Here is a 16,401-nt window from a genome sequence, read left to right on the forward strand (position 1 = left end):
GTAGGAGGCACTTGGGGAGCCGCCGGCCAATCTGTTCCCACCCGGTTACCTGGCGGCCCCCAATCCCCGATCTCTACTTCTTGATGAGGCCCTTCGACCGCAGATAGTCCTTGGCCGCGTCGGCGGGCTTTGCGCGCTCGGCGTCCACCTTGCGGTTCAGTTCCGCCAGATCCTCGGTGGTGAGGGCCTCGGTGAGCTTGCCGAGTGCGTCGGCAATGTCCTGGGAACCCGCGTCCTTGGCATTGACGACCGGCAGAACGTTGTCCGCGTTCTGGAGCTTCTTGTCGTCCTCCAGGAACACCAGGCCGTAGCTGTCGAGCACCGCGTCCGTGGTGGTGGTGAGGACCAGCTGGTCCTTGCCGTCCTTGACGGCCTGCTTGGACTGCGGTGTACCGACTCCCTTGGGGTCGATACCGGTGACATTGATGCCGTACGTCTTCTTCAGGCCCGGCGCGCAGAACGGCCGCACCTCGCACTCGTCACCCGCCGCGATCTTCACTTCGGCCTTCGACCTGCCGAGATCCGAAAGGGTCTCGAGCTTGTTCTTCGCGGCGAATTCCTTGGTCACCGCGAAGGCGTTCTGGTCGACGGCTCCGCCGGCCGGGAGGACCTTCAGTCCGCGCGGAGTGGCGAGCTTCTCCAGCGCCGCGACCGTGGCGGCCGAGTCACCGGAGGCGACCGGCTTCTTCTCGGCCGCCTTCGCGCCGTTCACCTTGGCATTGAGGAATTCGGCGATCGTCGCGGCGTATTCGGGGACGACATCGATCTCGCCCTTCTCCAGGGACGGTTCGTACAGTTCCCGGTTGGCCACCGTGGTGACCGAGGTGCTGTATCCGGCGTCGCCCAGGATCTGTGCGTACAGCTCCGCGAGGACCTTGGACTCGGTGAAGGACGCCGCGCCGACGACGAGCGAGCCCTTCTTGCCGGAGCCGCCGGAGGAGTCGCCGGAGGACGCCGAGCCCGCCTTGTCCTTCTCCAGGCTGTCGCCGCCGCAGGCGGCGAGCGAGCCGGCCAGCGCGACCATGCCGATGACCGCGCCCGCTATTCGCGAGGTCTTGCTCATGAGGTGTTCTCCGTCCACAGCAACAGGGCTATTTGAGATGAGATCCGGGGATCGAGAGGCGTGCGTCGACATCGAGAAGCGTGGGGCGGCACGGACCCGACGGGTGGTCGTGGTGGGCAGTCGTGGCGGGCGGTCGTGGGGGCCGTCATGCCGTCCTGCGGCGGCGCAGCGGTGACAGCAGCCGGTCCAGCCCCACCAGCACCGCCTCCACCAGCAGGGCGAGTACGGCGACCAGCAGCGCCCCCGCGACCACCTGCGGCGTGTTGTACGTGTTGAATCCGGCGGTGATGATCCGGCCGAGGCCGCCCTGGCCGACCATCGCGGCGATTGTCGCCGTGGCGACCACCTGGACCGCGGCCGAGCGCAGCCCGGTCATGATCATCGGGTAGGCCAGCGGCAGCTCGATCCTTACGAAGAGCTGGCCGCCGGACATTCCCATGCCCCGCGCCGCCTCGGCCACCGACCGGTCGACCTCCGTCATCCCGACATAGGCGTTGGTGAGCAGCGGCGGCACGGCGAACAGCACCAGCGCGGTGATCGTCGGCACATATCCGGCATTGCGCAGCGGCGAGACCATGAAGAGGGCCAGCACCGCGAAGACCGGGACCGCCCGCCCCACATTGGAGATGTTGACGGCCAGCGCGCCCCCCTTCCCGATGTGCCCGAGGTACAGGGCGACCGGCAGCGCGACCGCGCAGGCCAGGGCGAGCGCGACGCCGCTGACGTACAGATGCTCGGCGAGCCGGTGGGCCGCCCCGCTCTCCCCCGTCCAATTGGCGCCGGTCGTGAGCCAGGTCCAGGCCTCGCCGAGAACTCCCATGGTTCAGACCGCCTTTGCCGTGGCGCCCGCGACCGCGGCCTCGCCCGCGTGGGTGGTGCGTATTCGGGTCCAGGGGGTCGACAGCCGCTGGAGGCCCAGCAGCAGCAGATCGGCGACGACCGCGAGCAGTACGCACAGGACCGAGGCGGTGAGCACCTGGGCCTTGAAGAAGCTGGGCAGGGCATCGCCTATGAGGTTGCCCAGGCCGCCTCTGCCGATGATCGATCCGACCGTCGTCAGCGCGATCGTCGAGACCGTGGCGATCCGCACACCTGCCATCACCGCGGGCATGGCGAGGGGGAGTTCGACCTCCCACAGCAGCCGGACCGGCCCGTACCCCATCCCCTTCGCGGCTTCCTTCGCCTCCTGCGGAACCGCTTCGAGGCCCGCCAGGATGTTCCGTACGAGAATGGTCAGGGAGTACAGCACCAGGCCGGTGACGACCAGCGCCGCGGAGAGACCGAACAGCGGCAGCAGCAGCGAGAACATCGCGAGGGACGGCACGGTGTAGAGCACCGTCGTCAGCCCCAGCACCGGTCCGGCGAAGCGGCGGCTGCGGCGGGCGAGCAGCGCCAGCGGAAAGGCCACCACGAGCCCGATCAGCACCGAGACCACGGTGATCCAGATGTGCTGGACCGTCGCATCGGTCAACTCCTGGCTACGGGAACGGAGATACTCCCCGCAGATCCAGTCGTTCGTGACCATGCAGTTCTGTGCGGCAGCCATCCGTCCCCCACCTCCCGATTACCGCTCGTTCCGAAGTGCCGAAGCACCGGCGTACCCGAAGTACCGATGTCTGGCGACCCTATCCCCGACCACTGACAATCGCCGAGGCCGTTGTATTCCAGCAACATGTCCTTCACAGAACACGCGCGACAATGGGGAACCATGATCCGTTTCGAGCACGTCACCAAGCGGTACGCGGACGGCACCACCGCCGTCGACGACCTTTCCTTCGAGGTCGCCGAGGGTGAGCTGGTCACGCTCGTCGGACCGTCGGGCTGCGGCAAGACGACCACCATGAAGATGGTGAACCGGCTGATCGAACCGACCGGGGGCCGGATATTCCTCGACGGGGACGACATATCCGCCATCGACCCCGTCCAACTGCGCCGCCGCATCGGCTATGTGATCCAGCAGGTCGGCCTCTTCCCGCACCGTACGGTCCTGGAAAACACCGCGACCGTTCCCCACCTCCTCGGCTGGAAACGGGGAAAGGGCCGCGAGCGCGCGGCAGAACTCCTCGACCTGGTCGGACTCGACCCTTCCGTTTATGGCGACCGCTATCCGGAACAGCTCTCCGGCGGTCAGCGCCAACGCGTGGGCGTGGCAAGGGCGCTGGCCGCCGACCCGCCCGTACTGCTGATGGACGAGCCTTTCGGCGCGGTCGACCCCGTCGTACGGGAACGGCTGCAGAACGAATTCCTGAATCTCCAGGAACAGGTCCGTAAAACCGTGTTGTTCGTCACGCACGACATCGAGGAAGCGGTCCGGCTCGGTGACCGTATCGCCGTCTACGGACAGGGCTCGATCGAGCAGTTCGACTCCCCGGCGACCGTGCTGGGCGCACCCGCCACCCCCTATGTCGCGGACTTCGTGGGCGCCGACCGCGGCCTCAAACGCCTCTCCGTGACCCCCATCGAGGAGAGCGACCTCGACCAGCCGCCGGTCGTCCACCTCGACGACTCCCTGGCGAGGGCGACCGAACGGCTGCGGGCCGAAGGGGCGCGCTGGGCCGTCGTGCTGGACGGCGAGGACAATCTGCACGGCTGGATCCCGGCCGACGGCTCCGCCACCACCACCGGAACCAAGGACACGGTGCGCGCCCACGCGCGCAGGATGGAGGCGTGGCTGCCCGTCGGCGCCCCGCTCAAGCAGGCATTCGCCACCATGCTCCAGCACGACGCCGGCTGGATCGCCGTCATCGACAAGGAGAGCACCGGCCGCTTCCTCGGCGTACTCACCCCGGCCCGGCTCCACGAGGCGCTGCGCCGCTCGATCGACGCGGACGCGCAGGACGTCCCGCGGGCCGAGGTGGCCGTCGAGACGGTGGAGAGCATCACCAAGACCGCCGCACGGTGAGCCGCGGGCCGGTGAGCCGATGGCCGGGGAGGGGAACCGGGACCCGTCCCCGGCCCCGTCCCCGGCTCAGTTCTCGCTCAGCCGGCTGCTCATCCAGTCCAGTGCCGAAGGAATCTCCCGCCGCCAGGTGTTGAAGTTGTGCCCGCCGCTGTCGAGCACGATCGACGAGGCCTGGGCGGGCGGCTTCACCTTGCTGAGGAACCGCATCGTGGAGCGGTAGTTCCCCTCGCCGCGCTTGGAGGTCGTGACCAGGAAGGACGAGTCGGGCTGCGGCAGGTTGTCCAGGCTCCACATCAGATCGGAGCGGTCACGCGCGCCCTGGTCGCCGTGGAAGAGGTCGCCGGTCGTCGGGTCCTCGGCCGCCTTGTAGTACGCGGAGAGCCCGACGCTCGCGGCGAACCGGTCCGGGTGGTGGAGCCCGATCTTCAGCGCACAGTAGCCGCCCGTCGAATTGCCCATGATGCCCCAGTTACGGGCCAGCTTTCCGACCCGGTACGCATCCGAGACCACCCGCGGCAGATCTTCGGCGAAGAACGTCTCGGTCTGCGGCCCGCCCTTCACGTTCACGCACTCGGTGTCCCGCGGCGGCGCCACCGTCGGCCGCAGCATCACCAGGATCATCGGCTGCGACCGGCCGGCCTCCACCCGGTCGTGTGCCGTCCGCGGATACCCGAGGCCCTTCAGAAGGTTCTCCGAGACACCCGGATAGCCGGTGAGGACGACCACCGCGGGGAACTTCCGGCGGGCGAACGCCGGCTGGAAGTACTCCGGCGGCAGATACACGTAGGCCGAACTCTCGATCTTCGACTGCCGCCCCGAGATCACGACCTTGTCGATCCGGCCGCTCACCGCGGGCTGCGGACTGCGCAGCCCGTCCGGCTGCTGCATCCCGACCCGGACGATGTTCTTGGCGGCCAGCGTTTCGGCCGCGTGGTCCGTGACCACGCCCAGATCCTGCTTCTGCCCGAACAGATCGGCCCAGGAACCGTAGAAGAGGAAGGAGTTGTTGGCCACCAGCCCGACGGTGACGAAGACCGTCACCTGAGTCGCCAGCAGCAGGCCGACCCTGCCGAACACCGCGGACACGCTGCGCCGGGCCAGCCGCGGCCAGAGCCAGACAGTGGCACCGAAGAAAACCACGGCCAGCACGATGGCCAGCGCCAAAAATGTCTTGCTGGTAAGACCCATGGGGGTGAGCTTTCTTGTCAGGAATTTTCCGGCCAACGGGTGAACCCCCGCCGCGGAAGCCTCGTCCTACAGGTCGCACATCGTCCGGAAGGCCCTCGGCCGAAGGACTCCAGAATCTCTCGCGGAACCACGGGAAGCGATGTCTGTCACGCTAGATGGGGATAAATCGGGATCGGTTCCGAGTCCTGTACGTAAGTTCGTACGGGGCCCGCGCCCCGAATCCGTGCCGACACTGGTCGGTACCGCCTGCGCCGTCGTCGGCCTGGTCGATGTCGCCGCGGGTGTTTTCCCGCGCTTCCGGAACAGCCGGATGCATACCCTCGCCGAGGTGCTCCCAGGCGCCCTCGGACCGTTCGCCGCCGCTCTCTCCCTGAGCGCGGGCGTCCTGCTGCTGCTCCTCGCCCACGGCCTGAAGCGGCACAAGCGGCGGGCCTGGCGGGCGGCCGTCGTACTGCTGCCGGCCGGTGCGCTGGCGCAGTTCGTCTACCGGCACTCGGTCATCGGCACGCTCGTCTCGCTCGCGCTCTGCCTGCTGCTGGTCCGCCATCGCGGTGAATTCGCCGCGCTCCCCGACCCCAGGAGCCGCTGGCGGGCCCTGGCCAACTTCGTGCTCCTCGGCGCGGGTTCGCTCGGACTGGGCCTGATCATCGTCAGCGTCCACCCCGGCCGCGTCGTGGGGATCCCCAGCGTCGCCGACCGTCTCCAGCACGTGCTGTACGGACTGTTCGGCTTCGAGGGTCCCGTCGAGTACGCCGGAGTCACCTCCTGGACCGTGGCGTACTCGCTCGGCGCCCTCGGCCTGCTGACCGCCGTCACCACCATCTACCTGGCCTTCCGCCCCGAGCACCCGGCCGCCCGCCTCACCGAGGAAGACGAGACCCGGCTGCGCGCGCTGCTGGAGAAGCACGGCGGCCACGACTCGCTCGGCCACTTCGCGCTCCGCCGCGACAAGGGCGTCGTCTTCTCCCCCAGCGGCAAGGCCGCCGTCTGCTACCGCGTCGTGTCGGGGGTGATGCTGGCGAGCGGCGACCCGATCGGTGACGTGGAGGCCTGGCCCGGCGCCATCGAGCGCTTCATGGACGAGGCCAAGGCCCACTCCTGGACGCCTGCCGTGATGGGCTGCAGCGAGACCGGGGGCGAGGTCTGGACCCGCGAGACCGGACTCGACGCGCTGGAGCTGGGCGACGAGGCGGTGGTGGATGTCGCGGATTTCTCGCTCGCCGGGCGCGCGATGCGCAACGTACGCCAGATGGTGAAGCGCATTGAACGTCTTGGCTACGAGACCCGGGTCCGGCGCGTCCGCGACATCGGCGAGGCCGAACTGGACCGCATCCGGCTGGCCGCCGCCGACTGGCGCGGCACGGACAACGAGCGCGGCTTCTCCATGGCGCTCGGCCGGATCGGCGACCCGGCCGACGGGGACTGCGTCATCGCCACCGCCCACAAGGCCGACGAACACACCGCCGACTCCCCGTACGGCGACCTGAAGGCCGTGCTCCACTTCGTCCCGTGGGGCAGCGACGGCATGTCCCTCGATCTGATGCGCCGCGACCGCTCCGCCGACCCCGGCATGAACGAGCTGCTGATCGTCGCCGCCCTGCAGGCGTCCCCCCGGCTCTCCGTCGAACACGTCTCGCTGAACTTCGCGATGTTCCGCTCGGCGCTCGCCCGCGGCGAGAAGCTGGGTGCGGGACCGGTGCTGCGGACCTGGCGGGGACTGCTGATCTTTCTCTCGCGCTGGTTCCAGATCGAGTCGCTGTACAAGTTCAACGCCAAGTTCCGGCCCCGCTGGGAGCCCCGCTTCGTGGTGTACCGCGCCGCCCGCGACCTGCCCCGCATCTCCCTCGCGGCCATGCAGGCGGAGGGCTTCGTGAACCTCGCGCTGCCCCGGCCCTTCGCCCGCCGGTTCCCGCGCCGCCGGCCCCGCCCCTGCGCCCACACCCCGGCGCCGGGCCAGGAGGACCACGCCCGCGCGGCGTAACAGCACGCCGTGCGGGCCTACGCTGGTCGCATGAGTACGTTGCGTGGACGAGGCACGGTCCGAGGCCTGCCGGAGTGGGACCGCTGCGCGGTCATGGGTGTCGTCAATGTGACCCCGGACTCCTTCTCCGACGGGGGCCGCTGGTTCGACACCACGGCCGCGATCAAACACGGCCTCGCCCTGGTCGCCGAGGGCGCCGACCTGATCGATGTCGGCGGCGAGTCGACCCGCCCCGGCGCCAGCCGGGTGGACGCGTCGGAGGAGCTGCGGCGCGTGGTCCCGGTGGTCAGGGGCCTGGCGTCCGAGGGGGTCACGGTCTCCGTCGACACCATGCGGGCCCGGGTCGCCGAGGAGTCGGTCGCGGCCGGAGCCGCCCTGGTCAACGACGTGAGCGGCGGCCTCGCAGACCCGGACATGGTCGGTGTCGTCGCGGCGGCCGGCGCGCCGTTCGTCGTGATGCACTGGCGCGGCTTCAGCGAGTCCATGAACAGCCGGGCGCTGTACGAGGACGTCGTCGCCGAAGTCGTCACGGAGCTGCGGGAACGGATGGACGCCGTGATCGCGGGCGGTGTCGCCCCGGAACGGATCGTGATCGACCCCGGTCTCGGCTTCGCCAAGGACGCCGGCCACGACCTCGCCCTCGTCGCCCACCTCGACGAACTGCGCGCCCTGGGCCGCCCGCTGCTGGTCGCCGCCTCCCGCAAGCGCTTCCTCGGCCATGTACTGGCCGGCGAGGGCGCCGCCCCGCCACCCGCCCGCGAACGCGACGCCGCCACCGCGGCGATCTCCGCGCTCTCCGCCCACGCCGGCGCCTGGGCCGTCCGGGTCCATGAGGTCCGGGCCACGGCCGACGCCGTACGGGTCGCCCGCGCCGTCGAGGGAGCCGCGTGAGCGGGCGCGACGAGCACGCGGAGGCGGCCGCCGACATCGCGGCCGTCGAGCAGGCCAACACCGCCTTCTACGAGGCGATGGAGCGCGGCGACTTCGAGGAACTCTCCGGGCTCTGGCTGCCCGGCGAGGACCTCACCGTCTCCTGCGTCCACCCCGGCTGGCCGGTGCTCACCGGGCGCGGCGAGGTACTGCGCAGTTACGCCCTGATCATGGCGAACACCGAGTACATCCAGTTCTTCCTGACCGATGTCGGAATCTCGATGACCGGCGACACGGCCCTGGTGACCTGTACCGAGAACATCCTCAGCGGCGGCCCCGCGGAGGACGGCAACGCGCTCGGACCGCTGGTCGGCCAACTCGTCGTGGCCACCAATGTGTTCCGGCGCACGCCGGACGGCTGGAAGCTCTGGTCCCACCACGGCTCGCCCGTACTCACCGAATCCGATGACGAGGACGAGGAAGAAAGCCCCTCCTGACCGGGAAGAGACCCCTCATCGGCCCTCTCCGGCCCTCTCCTGACCGGAACATCCGCGCGACCGGGGGTTGGAAGCGGGTGACGGGGGTAGTAGCGGATACCAGTCCCACGGGGTCCTGTCCATAGCCCCCGCGGGCGGGCACTGTCGGTGCTCGCAGGTAGATTCGAGAGTGAGAACCCGGCCGTCCGCACGCGGCCCCGTGTCTCTACGCCCAACGACAGCAGGAGTGATTCGCGTGGATCGTGTCGCGCTGCGCGGCCTCAAGGCCCGTGGACACCATGGCGTCTTCCCCCGGGAACGGGAAGAGGGCCAGACGTTCATCGTGGACCTGGTACTCGGCCTCGACACCCGCCCCGCGGCAGCCGCCGACGACCTGACGAAGACCGTGCACTACGGCATCGTCGCCGAGGAAGTCGTCGACGTGGTGCAGGGGGAACCGGTCGATCTGATCGAAACGCTCGCGGAGCGCATCGCCCAGAAGTGCCTCAAGCACGAAGGAGTCGAGGAGGTGGAGGTCGTGGTGCACAAGCCGGACGCGCCGATCACCGTTCCCTTCGACGATGTGACCATCACGATTACCCGGAGCCGAGTATGAGTGCATTTTCCACCGAGGGGCAGAGCGACCCGACCGTACAGCCGGTGCCCGCCTCCGTGGTCGAGCAGGTGGACGCAGCGGACATCACCCTCTCCAACCCCAAACGTGCCGTGATCTCCCTGGGCTCCAATCTCGGCAACCGCCTGGAGACCCTCCAGGGCGCCATAGACGCCCTGGAGGACACCCCCGGCCTGCGGGTCAAGGCGGTCTCCCCGGTCTACGAGACCGAGCCCTGGGGCGTCGCTCCCGGCTCCCAGCCCTCGTACTTCAACGCGGTGATCGTGGTGAAGACGACGCTCCCCCCGTCCTCGCTCCTGGAACGCGGCCAGGCCGTCGAAGAGGCCTTCGAACGGGTCCGCGAGGAGCGCTGGGGCCCGCGCACCATCGACGTCGACATCGTGGCGTACGCGGACGTCGTCTCCGACGACCCGTCGCTCACCCTCCCCCACCCCCGGGCCCATGAGCGGGCCTTCGTCCTCGCCCCGTGGCACGACGTCGACCCCGAGGCCCAGCTGCCCGGCGCCGGCCCCGTCGCCGAGCTGCTGGCCGGCCTCGGCCATGAGGGCGTACTGCCCCGGGCCGATCTGGAACTCCGGCTGCCCGAGTAGTCGTTAGGCTCAACGGACACGGACCAGTGGCGACACGGACGACTGACCGACCACTGACCACTGATGGCACGGACCCACCGACGGCGAAGGGCGGATCACTCGGTGAAGCAACTACGGCTCGGGATGCTGGCCGGCCTCTTCGCTGCGGCCGGGGTGCTCTCCTGGGGCGGCGCCCGCCTCTGGGACTCCTTGGGCAGCCTGCCGAGCGTTCCCCTCGCCGCGCCGATCGTGCTCGCGGTGATCGCCGCCATCCTGCTCGCGACGGCACTCTCCATCCGTTCCCGGCTGCGTGCCCAGCGCGAGCGCCGGCCGGGGGCCAAGGGCGTCGAGCCCCTGATGGCGGCCCGGGCAGTCGTCTTCGGCCAGGCCAGCGCCCTGGTCGTCTCCCTGGTCTCCGGCATGTACGGCGGCACGGGCGTCTTCCTGCTCGGCTCCCTCGACATCCCGGCCCGCCGCGACCAGGCGATCTACGCGGGCTTCGCGGTCCTCGCCGGCATCGCGGTGGTGGCCGCGGCCCTCTGGCTCGAACGCATCTGCAAGCTCCCGGACGACGAGGACAAGGACAAGAGCTCGGCGGCCGCTTAGGAGCCGTCGAGCTCTCCTCCCACCGCTGCTCCGGAACTCAGCGCGCCATGATCAGGCTCATGGCCTCGGCGCGCGTCGCGGGGTCGCGGAGCTGTCCGCGGACCGCCGAGGTCAGCGTCTTGGCACCGGGCTTGCGGATACCACGCATCGACATGCACATGTGCTCGCACTCGATGACGACGACGACGCCGCGCGGTTCCAGGATCTCCATGAGCGAATCGGCGATCTGCGTGGTGAGCCGCTCCTGGACCTGCGGACGCCGGGCGTACACATCGACGAGGCGGGCCAGCTTCGAAAGACCGGTGATCTTGCCGCTGGTCGCCGGGATGTACCCGACGTGCGCGACGCCCCTGAACGGCACGAGATGGTGTTCACAGGTACTGAAGACTTCGATGTCCTTGACCAGCACCATCTCGTCGTGGCCCAGGTCGAACGTGGTCGTCAGGACGTCCTCGGGCTCCTGGTAGAGGCCCGCGAATATCTCCTTGTACGCCCTTGCCACCCGACCCGGTGTCTCGCGCAGTCCCTCACGGTCCGGATCCTCGCCCACCGCGAGAAGGAGTTCACGTACGGCGGCCTCGGCCCGCTTCTCGTCGAACTCACCGATCGGAGCCTGGCCGTCCAACGTCACCGGGTCGGTCATCTGTGCCTCGTTCCCTTGAGCTGTCACCCGCACATGTATCCGCACGGGCGTACGAAAAAGCCGCGCCCCCACAGGCTAGAACCTGCGAGGGCGCGGCATCCATTCCGGACCCGGTACGGACCCCGTGACAGGGGCCACACCAGGGCTTCTATGCCTCGGGGCGGTCCTCCGGGATCACCTCGGTGGCCGGGACGGTGTCCGTGGGGACGACCGAGCCGTTCGCCGCGGCAGCGCCGTTGGTGAGGGCGAGCTCCTTCGGCGAGAGCACCGGCGGCCGCGTCGACGGGGTGCGTCGGGCGGAGCCGGTCCATGCCGGACGGGACGGGCGCTTCACGATCGGGGCGAAGATCTCGGCGATCTCCTCCTTGCCGAGCGTCTCCTTCTCCAGGAGCTGGAGGACGAGGGCGTCCAGCACGTCGCGGTTCTCGACGAGGATCTCCCACGCGTCGTTGTGCGCGGTCTCGATGAGCTTCTTGACCTCTTCGTCGACGAGGGCCGCGACCTCTTCCGAGTAATCGCGCTGATGGCCCATCTCCCGGCCCACGAAGGGCTCGGTGTTGTCGCCGCCGAACTTGATCGCGCCGAGCCGCTCCGTCATGCCGTACTGCGTGACCATCGCGCGGGCCGTTGCGGTGGCCTTCTCGATGTCGTTCGCGGCGCCGGTGGTCGGGTCGTGGAAGACCAGCTCCTCGGCCGCGCGCCCGCCCAGCATGTAAGCCAGCTGGTCGAGCATCTCGTTGCGTGTCGTGGAGTACTTGTCCTCCTCCGGGAGCACCATCGTGTAACCGAGGGCGCGGCCGCGGGAGAGGATCGTGATCTTGTGGACCGGGTCCGACTGGGGGGAAGCCGCCGCGACCAGGGCGTGTCCGCCCTCGTGGTACGCGGTGATCTTCTTCTCCTTCTCGGACATGATCCGGGTCCGCTTCTGCGGCCCCGCCACGACGCGGTCGATGGCCTCGTCGAGCATCTTGTTGTCGATCAGCTTCAGATTGGCGCGCGCCGTGAGGAGCGCCGCTTCGTTCAGCACGTTCGACAGGTCGGCACCGGTGAAGCCGGGCGTACGACGGGCGACGGCGCCGAGGTCGACGTCCTTCGCTACCGGCTTGCCCTTCTGGTGCACCTTGAGGATCTCGAGGCGGCCCTGCATGTCCGGCCGGTCGACCGCGATCTGCCGGTCGAAACGGCCCGGGCGCAGCAGCGCCGGGTCGAGGATGTCCGGCCGGTTCGTGGCGGCGATCAGGATCACGCCGCCCTTCACGTCGAAGCCGTCCATCTCGACGAGCAGCTGGTTCAGCGTCTGCTCGCGCTCGTCGTGACCGCCGCCCATGCCGGCGCCGCGGTGGCGTCCCACGGCGTCGATCTCGTCGACGAAGACGATCGCCGGGGCGTTCGCCTTGGCCTGCTCGAAGAGGTCACGGACCCGGCTGGCACCGACACCGACGAACATCTCGACGAAGTCGGAACCGGAGATCGAGTAGAACGGGACGCCCGCCTCGCCCGCGACGGCGCGTGCGAGCAGCGTCTTGCCCGTACCGGGAGGCCCGTACAGCAGGACACCCTTGGGAATCTTGGCGCCGACGGCCTGGAACTTCGCCGGCTCCTCGAGGAACTCCTTGATCTCCTGGAGTTCCTCGACGGCCTCGTCCGACCCCGCCACATCGGCGAACGTCGTCTTGGGCGTGTCCTTGGTGATCAGCTTGGCCTTGGACTTCCCGAACTGCATGACCCGGGAGCCGCCGCCCTGCATCTGGTTCATCAGGAACAGGAAGACGACCACGATCAGGACGAAGGGCAGCAGCGAGAGGAGGATCGAGATGAACGGGGACTGCTTCGACGGCGCGACGGTGTAGCCCTTGTCGATCTTGCCGCTCTCGAACTTCTGCTGCAGTGTGTCGGCCAGCTGGACACCCTGGTCGCCGATGTAGCTCGCCTGGAACTTGCTGCCGGACTCGCCCGAAAGCTTCTGGTCCTTCTTCAATTCGATCTTGATGATCTGTTCGTCACCGGTGGTCAGCTTGGCCTGCGCCACCTGGTCCTTGCTGATCGCCTGGATCACCTTGCCGGTGTCCACCGATTCGTAGCCGCCCGACGAGCCGACGACCTGCATCAACACGACCACGGCGAGGACGGCCAGCACGATCCACATGACCGGCCCACGGAAGTATCGCTTCACGTCCATCCATACGGGGCGATGACGCCCCGTCCCTCCTGCCCGTAGGTAAATGCTGCTGTGAGAAAAGACTGTTCTTCGGACGGTACCCCAGCATTGTCACCCGCGACCGCCGGGGACGTCTGTCAAAACCTGCCTTCGAATGCTCAACGGCGGGAATCCGGTGAAAGGTTCCCGGCGTCCCGTCCCGGTCGGGCCGGCGCCCCGGGGCCGCGAGGCGGTCAGCCGCCGTAGACGTGCGGGGCGAGCGTGCCGACGAAGGGGAGATTGCGGTACTTCTCCGCGTAGTCCAGCCCGTATCCGACGACGAATTCGTTGGGGATGTCGAATCCGACCCACTTGCAGTCGAGCGCGACCTTGGCCGCGTCCGGCTTGCGCAGGAGGGTGCAGATCTCCAGGGACGCGGGCTCGCGCGAGCCGAGGTTCGACATCAGCCAGGACAGGGTCAGGCCCGAGTCGATGATGTCCTCGACGATCAGGACGTGCTTGCCCTTGATGTCGGTGTCCAGGTCCTTGAGGATCCGGACGACTCCGGAGGACTGGGTGCCCGCGCCGTACGACGAGACGGCCATCCAGTCCATCGTGACGGGGGTGGACAGCGCGCGCGCCAGGTCCGCCATCACCATCACCGCGCCCTTGAGGACGCCGACGATGAGCAGGTCCCTGCCCGCGTACTCCGCGTCGATCTTCGCGGCCAGCTCGACGAGCTTCGCGTCGATCTCTTCCTTGGTGAGGAGCACCGACTGAAGGTCGGTGCCCATGTCCTTCTCGTTCACCCGCGTCTCTTTCTCTGCCTGCCCGGTCCGGGGTGATGCCCCGTACCTGCGCGGCCGCTCGCCTGCATTGTCAGCCGCCCGTGCTTCAGCTCTGCCGAATCACCAGTCTGCCACCCTGCCGCCTGGCTTCCACCCGGCCGGGCAGGTTGATGGCCCGCTGGCCGCGCCAGCCGGTGATCAGACGGTCGACTTCCTCGATATGCCGGGCGAAGAGGGAACCGGCCGGGGAACCCGCCTCCATGGCGGCCCGGCGCAGCACCCGGCGGCGTACGGCGGGCGGCAGCGCGTACAGCTTGGCGCACTCCAGCCGGCCCGCGTCGTCCCGAACGGCGCGGTCGGCCTCGGCGGCCCAGGTGTCCAGGGCGTCGGCGTCGTCGCGGGAGAGCTGCGCCGTACGGGCCAGGGCCTCGACGACGCCCTTGCCCAACGCTTTCTCCAGGGCGGGCAGGCCCTCGTGGCGCAGTCGGGAGCGGGTGTAGGCGGGGTCGATGTTGTGCGGGTCGTCCCACACGGGCAGCGACTGGACGAGGCAGGCCTTGCGGGCGGTCTGCCGGTCGAGCTGGAGGAAGGGGCGGCGGTAACGGCCCGCCGGTCCCGACGCGGCAGCCATGCCGGAGAGCGAGCGGATGCCGGAGCCGCGGGCGAGGCCCAGCAGCACCGTCTCCGCCTGGTCGTCACGGGTGTGGCCGAGCAGGACGGCGGTGGCGCCGTGCCGCTCGGCGGCCGCGTCGAGGGCGGCATAGCGGGCATCGCGGGCCGCGGCCTCGGGTCCGCCCTCCTGGCCGACCCGCACGGCGACGGACTCGACCGGGTCGAGCTGCATGTCGGTGAGGCGGTCGACGACCTCTGCGGCCCGGGTGTCGGAGCCGTCCTGGAGGCCGTGGTCGACGGTGATGCCGCCGGCCCGGACGTCGAGTTTGCGGCTTTCGAAGGCGAGGGCGGAGGCGAGTGCCATGGAGTCGGCGCCGCCGGAGCACGCCACCAGCACCAGGGGCGTACCGGGGCGTTCGGGGAGTGCGGCGCGCTGCCTGCCCGCGCCGGCTTCGGCAAGTTCGGGGTGCGGGGTGCGCCGGGTGTGCTCGGCGCACCGGGTGTGTTCGGTGAGTACGTCGTGGAGTACGCGGCGGACCGCCAGGCGTATCGCCGCGACCGCAGGATGGGGACCCATGTCCGGTGCCCTTCGTGAAGTTTGGGGAGGTGCCTCGGAGTGCCGGGACGGGAAGTGTGCCGTCACTCAGAGTGCGTCGATGGTGACAGAGGCAAGCCGTCCATCGAGCATTGCACGCCTTCCCATGCCCCTACGGTCCCTCGGATGGGTGATTACCGGCGCGTTTTTGTCCTGTCGTACGCCGTCCGGCCCGTCGTGATCAGGACTCTGCCTTACGGTGCACCCTCGCGATCCAGTCCGCCGGCTTCGCGATCTCCGCCTTGGTCGGGAGGGTGTTCGGCGAGGTCCAGACCCGGTTGAAGCCGTCCATGCCGACCTCCTCGACCGCGGCGCGGACGAACCGTTCGCCGTCCCGGTACTGGCGCAGTTTGGCATCGAGACCGAGGAGCTTGCGCAGCGCCTGGTCGAGCCGGCTCGCGCCGCGCGCCCTGCGCTGCTGGAACTTCTCCCGGATCTCGCCGACGGAGGAGACCACCTCCGGGCCGACGCCGTCCATCACATAATCGGCGTGCCCTTCGAGCAGGGACATCACGGCGGTGAGCCGGCCGAGGATCTCGCGCTGGGCGGGTGTCTGGACGAGTTCGACGAGGCTGCGGCCGCCGTCCTCACCCTCCTCGCCCTCGGGGCGCCCCCCGGCCAGGGACTGGGCCGCCTCCCGGAGCCGCTCCAGCACGGTCACCGGGTCGACGTCGGTCTCCTCCAAGAATGACTGGATCTCGCCCTGAAGGTGGTCCCGGAGCCAGGGCACCCCGGTGAACTGGGTGCGGTGGGTCTCCTCGTGGAGGGCGACCCAGAGCCGGAAGTCGTGCGGGTCGACCTCCAGTTCGCGCTCGACGTGGACGATGTTCGGGGCGACGAGCAGCAGCCTGCCGCCGCCGTCGGCCGAGGCCGGAAGTTCGCGGGTGGCCGGGGCGAACGTCTCGTACTGGCCGAGGACCCGGGAGGCGAGGAACGACAGCAGCATCCCCACCTCGACGCCGGTCACCTTGCCGCCGACCGCGCCGAGCACGGCGCCGCCGGGGCCGTTGCCGCGCCGCTCCTGCATCTTTCCCAGCAGCGGACGGAGCAGTTCGCGGAAGCCCGCGACGTTGGCCTTGATCCAGCCGGCCCGGTCCACGATCAGGACCGGGGTGTCCTCCGGATCGGTCCCCTCGGGGATCATCCGGGTGAAGGAACGGACGTGCTCCTCCGAGGCCTTGGCATGCCGGCGGAGCTCCGCGACGACTTCGCGGGCCTCCTCCCGGCTGATCTCGGGCCCCGGCCGCACGAGTCGGGTCGCGGTCGCCACCGCGAGATTCCAGTCGACCATCTCGGCACCACCGATGCTCGTCATGCGTCAACGGTACGTGCTCGGG

General features: G+C 69.4%; 16 protein-coding genes. 7 read left to right on the plus strand and 9 right to left on the minus strand.

Features of this window, described 5'->3' with window-relative positions; genetic code table 11:
- Positions 1–73 precede the first annotated feature (73 nt).
- From ACFVV1_RS28440 to ACFVV1_RS28450, 3 genes are all read right to left on the minus strand, one after another.
- Positions 74–1,063 carry an ABC transporter substrate-binding protein gene (locus tag ACFVV1_RS28440; protein WP_389994750.1) on the minus strand — a complete coding sequence of 330 codons (990 nt, stop codon included), beginning with the start codon at positions 1,061–1,063 and terminating at the stop codon, positions 74–76.
- Between the two features lie 145 nt (positions 1,064–1,208).
- Positions 1,209–1,883, minus strand: a complete 675-nt coding sequence (locus ACFVV1_RS28445) for an ABC transporter permease (RefSeq protein ID WP_389994753.1) — start codon at positions 1,881–1,883, stop codon at positions 1,209–1,211.
- A 3-nt stretch (positions 1,884–1,886) separates the two neighbouring features.
- Positions 1,887–2,609, minus strand: a complete 723-nt coding sequence (locus ACFVV1_RS28450; protein WP_389994756.1) for an ABC transporter permease — start codon at positions 2,607–2,609, stop codon at positions 1,887–1,889.
- Between the two features lie 162 nt (positions 2,610–2,771).
- On the opposite strand from ACFVV1_RS28450, the gene ACFVV1_RS28455 reads away from it, so the two are divergent.
- A complete protein-coding gene (locus ACFVV1_RS28455; RefSeq protein ID WP_389994759.1) occupies positions 2,772–3,965 on the plus strand; it encodes an ABC transporter ATP-binding protein in 1,194 nt (397 codons plus the stop codon).
- A 66-nt stretch (positions 3,966–4,031) separates the two neighbouring features.
- Here the strand turns inward: ACFVV1_RS28455 and ACFVV1_RS28460 are convergent, their stop codons facing one another.
- Positions 4,032–5,153: an alpha/beta hydrolase gene (locus ACFVV1_RS28460; RefSeq protein WP_389994762.1), complete on the minus strand. Its 1,122-nt coding sequence runs from the start codon at positions 5,151–5,153 to the stop codon at positions 4,032–4,034.
- A 139-nt stretch (positions 5,154–5,292) separates the two neighbouring features.
- Between ACFVV1_RS28460 and ACFVV1_RS28465 the strand changes: the two genes are divergently transcribed.
- The 6 genes from ACFVV1_RS28465 (at position 5,293) to ACFVV1_RS28490 (ending at position 10,289) form a co-directional block, all read left to right on the plus strand.
- Complete coding sequence (locus ACFVV1_RS28465; protein ID WP_389994765.1) at positions 5,293–7,134, plus strand: phosphatidylglycerol lysyltransferase domain-containing protein; 1,842 nt, start codon at positions 5,293–5,295, stop codon at positions 7,132–7,134.
- Between the two features lie 93 nt (positions 7,135–7,227).
- A complete protein-coding gene (gene folP, locus ACFVV1_RS28470; protein WP_389994965.1) occupies positions 7,228–8,025 on the plus strand; it encodes a dihydropteroate synthase in 798 nt (265 codons plus the stop codon).
- On the plus strand, positions 8,022–8,501 hold the full coding sequence (locus ACFVV1_RS28475; protein WP_266746975.1) for a nuclear transport factor 2 family protein: 480 nt from the start codon (positions 8,022–8,024) through the stop codon (positions 8,499–8,501). The genes folP and ACFVV1_RS28475 overlap by 4 nt, the downstream gene beginning before the upstream one ends.
- 235 nt (positions 8,502–8,736) lie before the next feature.
- Positions 8,737–9,096: a dihydroneopterin aldolase gene (folB, locus tag ACFVV1_RS28480; protein WP_189546133.1), complete on the plus strand. Its 360-nt coding sequence runs from the start codon at positions 8,737–8,739 to the stop codon at positions 9,094–9,096.
- A complete protein-coding gene (folK, locus tag ACFVV1_RS28485; RefSeq protein ID WP_389994769.1) occupies positions 9,093–9,704 on the plus strand; it encodes a 2-amino-4-hydroxy-6-hydroxymethyldihydropteridine diphosphokinase in 612 nt (203 codons plus the stop codon). Before folB ends, folK begins: the two co-directional genes overlap by 4 nt.
- 102 nt (positions 9,705–9,806) lie before the next feature.
- Positions 9,807–10,289, plus strand: coding sequence for a DUF3180 domain-containing protein (locus ACFVV1_RS28490; protein ID WP_389994772.1), 483 nt, complete (start codon positions 9,807–9,809; stop codon positions 10,287–10,289).
- Between the two features lie 37 nt (positions 10,290–10,326).
- On the opposite strand, the gene folE is transcribed toward ACFVV1_RS28490, so the two are convergent.
- From folE to ACFVV1_RS28515, 5 genes are all read right to left on the minus strand, one after another.
- On the minus strand, positions 10,327–10,932 hold the full coding sequence (gene folE / locus ACFVV1_RS28495) for a GTP cyclohydrolase I FolE (RefSeq protein ID WP_389994775.1): 606 nt from the start codon (positions 10,930–10,932) through the stop codon (positions 10,327–10,329).
- Between the two features lie 148 nt (positions 10,933–11,080).
- Positions 11,081–13,111: an ATP-dependent zinc metalloprotease FtsH gene (gene ftsH / locus ACFVV1_RS28500; protein WP_389994778.1), complete on the minus strand. Its 2,031-nt coding sequence runs from the start codon at positions 13,109–13,111 to the stop codon at positions 11,081–11,083.
- A 212-nt stretch (positions 13,112–13,323) separates the two neighbouring features.
- Positions 13,324–13,863, minus strand: a complete 540-nt coding sequence (hpt, locus tag ACFVV1_RS28505) for a hypoxanthine phosphoribosyltransferase (protein WP_266752243.1) — start codon at positions 13,861–13,863, stop codon at positions 13,324–13,326.
- Positions 13,864–13,963: 100 nt separating this feature from the next.
- Entirely contained in the window at positions 13,964–15,046 is a 1,083-nt protein-coding gene (gene tilS, locus ACFVV1_RS28510; protein WP_389994781.1) for a tRNA lysidine(34) synthetase TilS, read from the minus strand.
- Positions 15,047–15,245: 199 nt separating this feature from the next.
- On the minus strand, positions 15,246–16,379 hold the full coding sequence (locus ACFVV1_RS28515; protein WP_389994784.1) for a zinc-dependent metalloprotease: 1,134 nt from the start codon (positions 16,377–16,379) through the stop codon (positions 15,246–15,248).
- Positions 16,380–16,401 lie beyond the last annotated feature (22 nt).

Origin of the sequence: Streptomyces sp. NPDC058092 (assembly GCF_042884935.1) — a bacterium.
GTDB lineage: Bacteria > Actinomycetota > Actinomycetes > Streptomycetales > Streptomycetaceae > Streptomyces.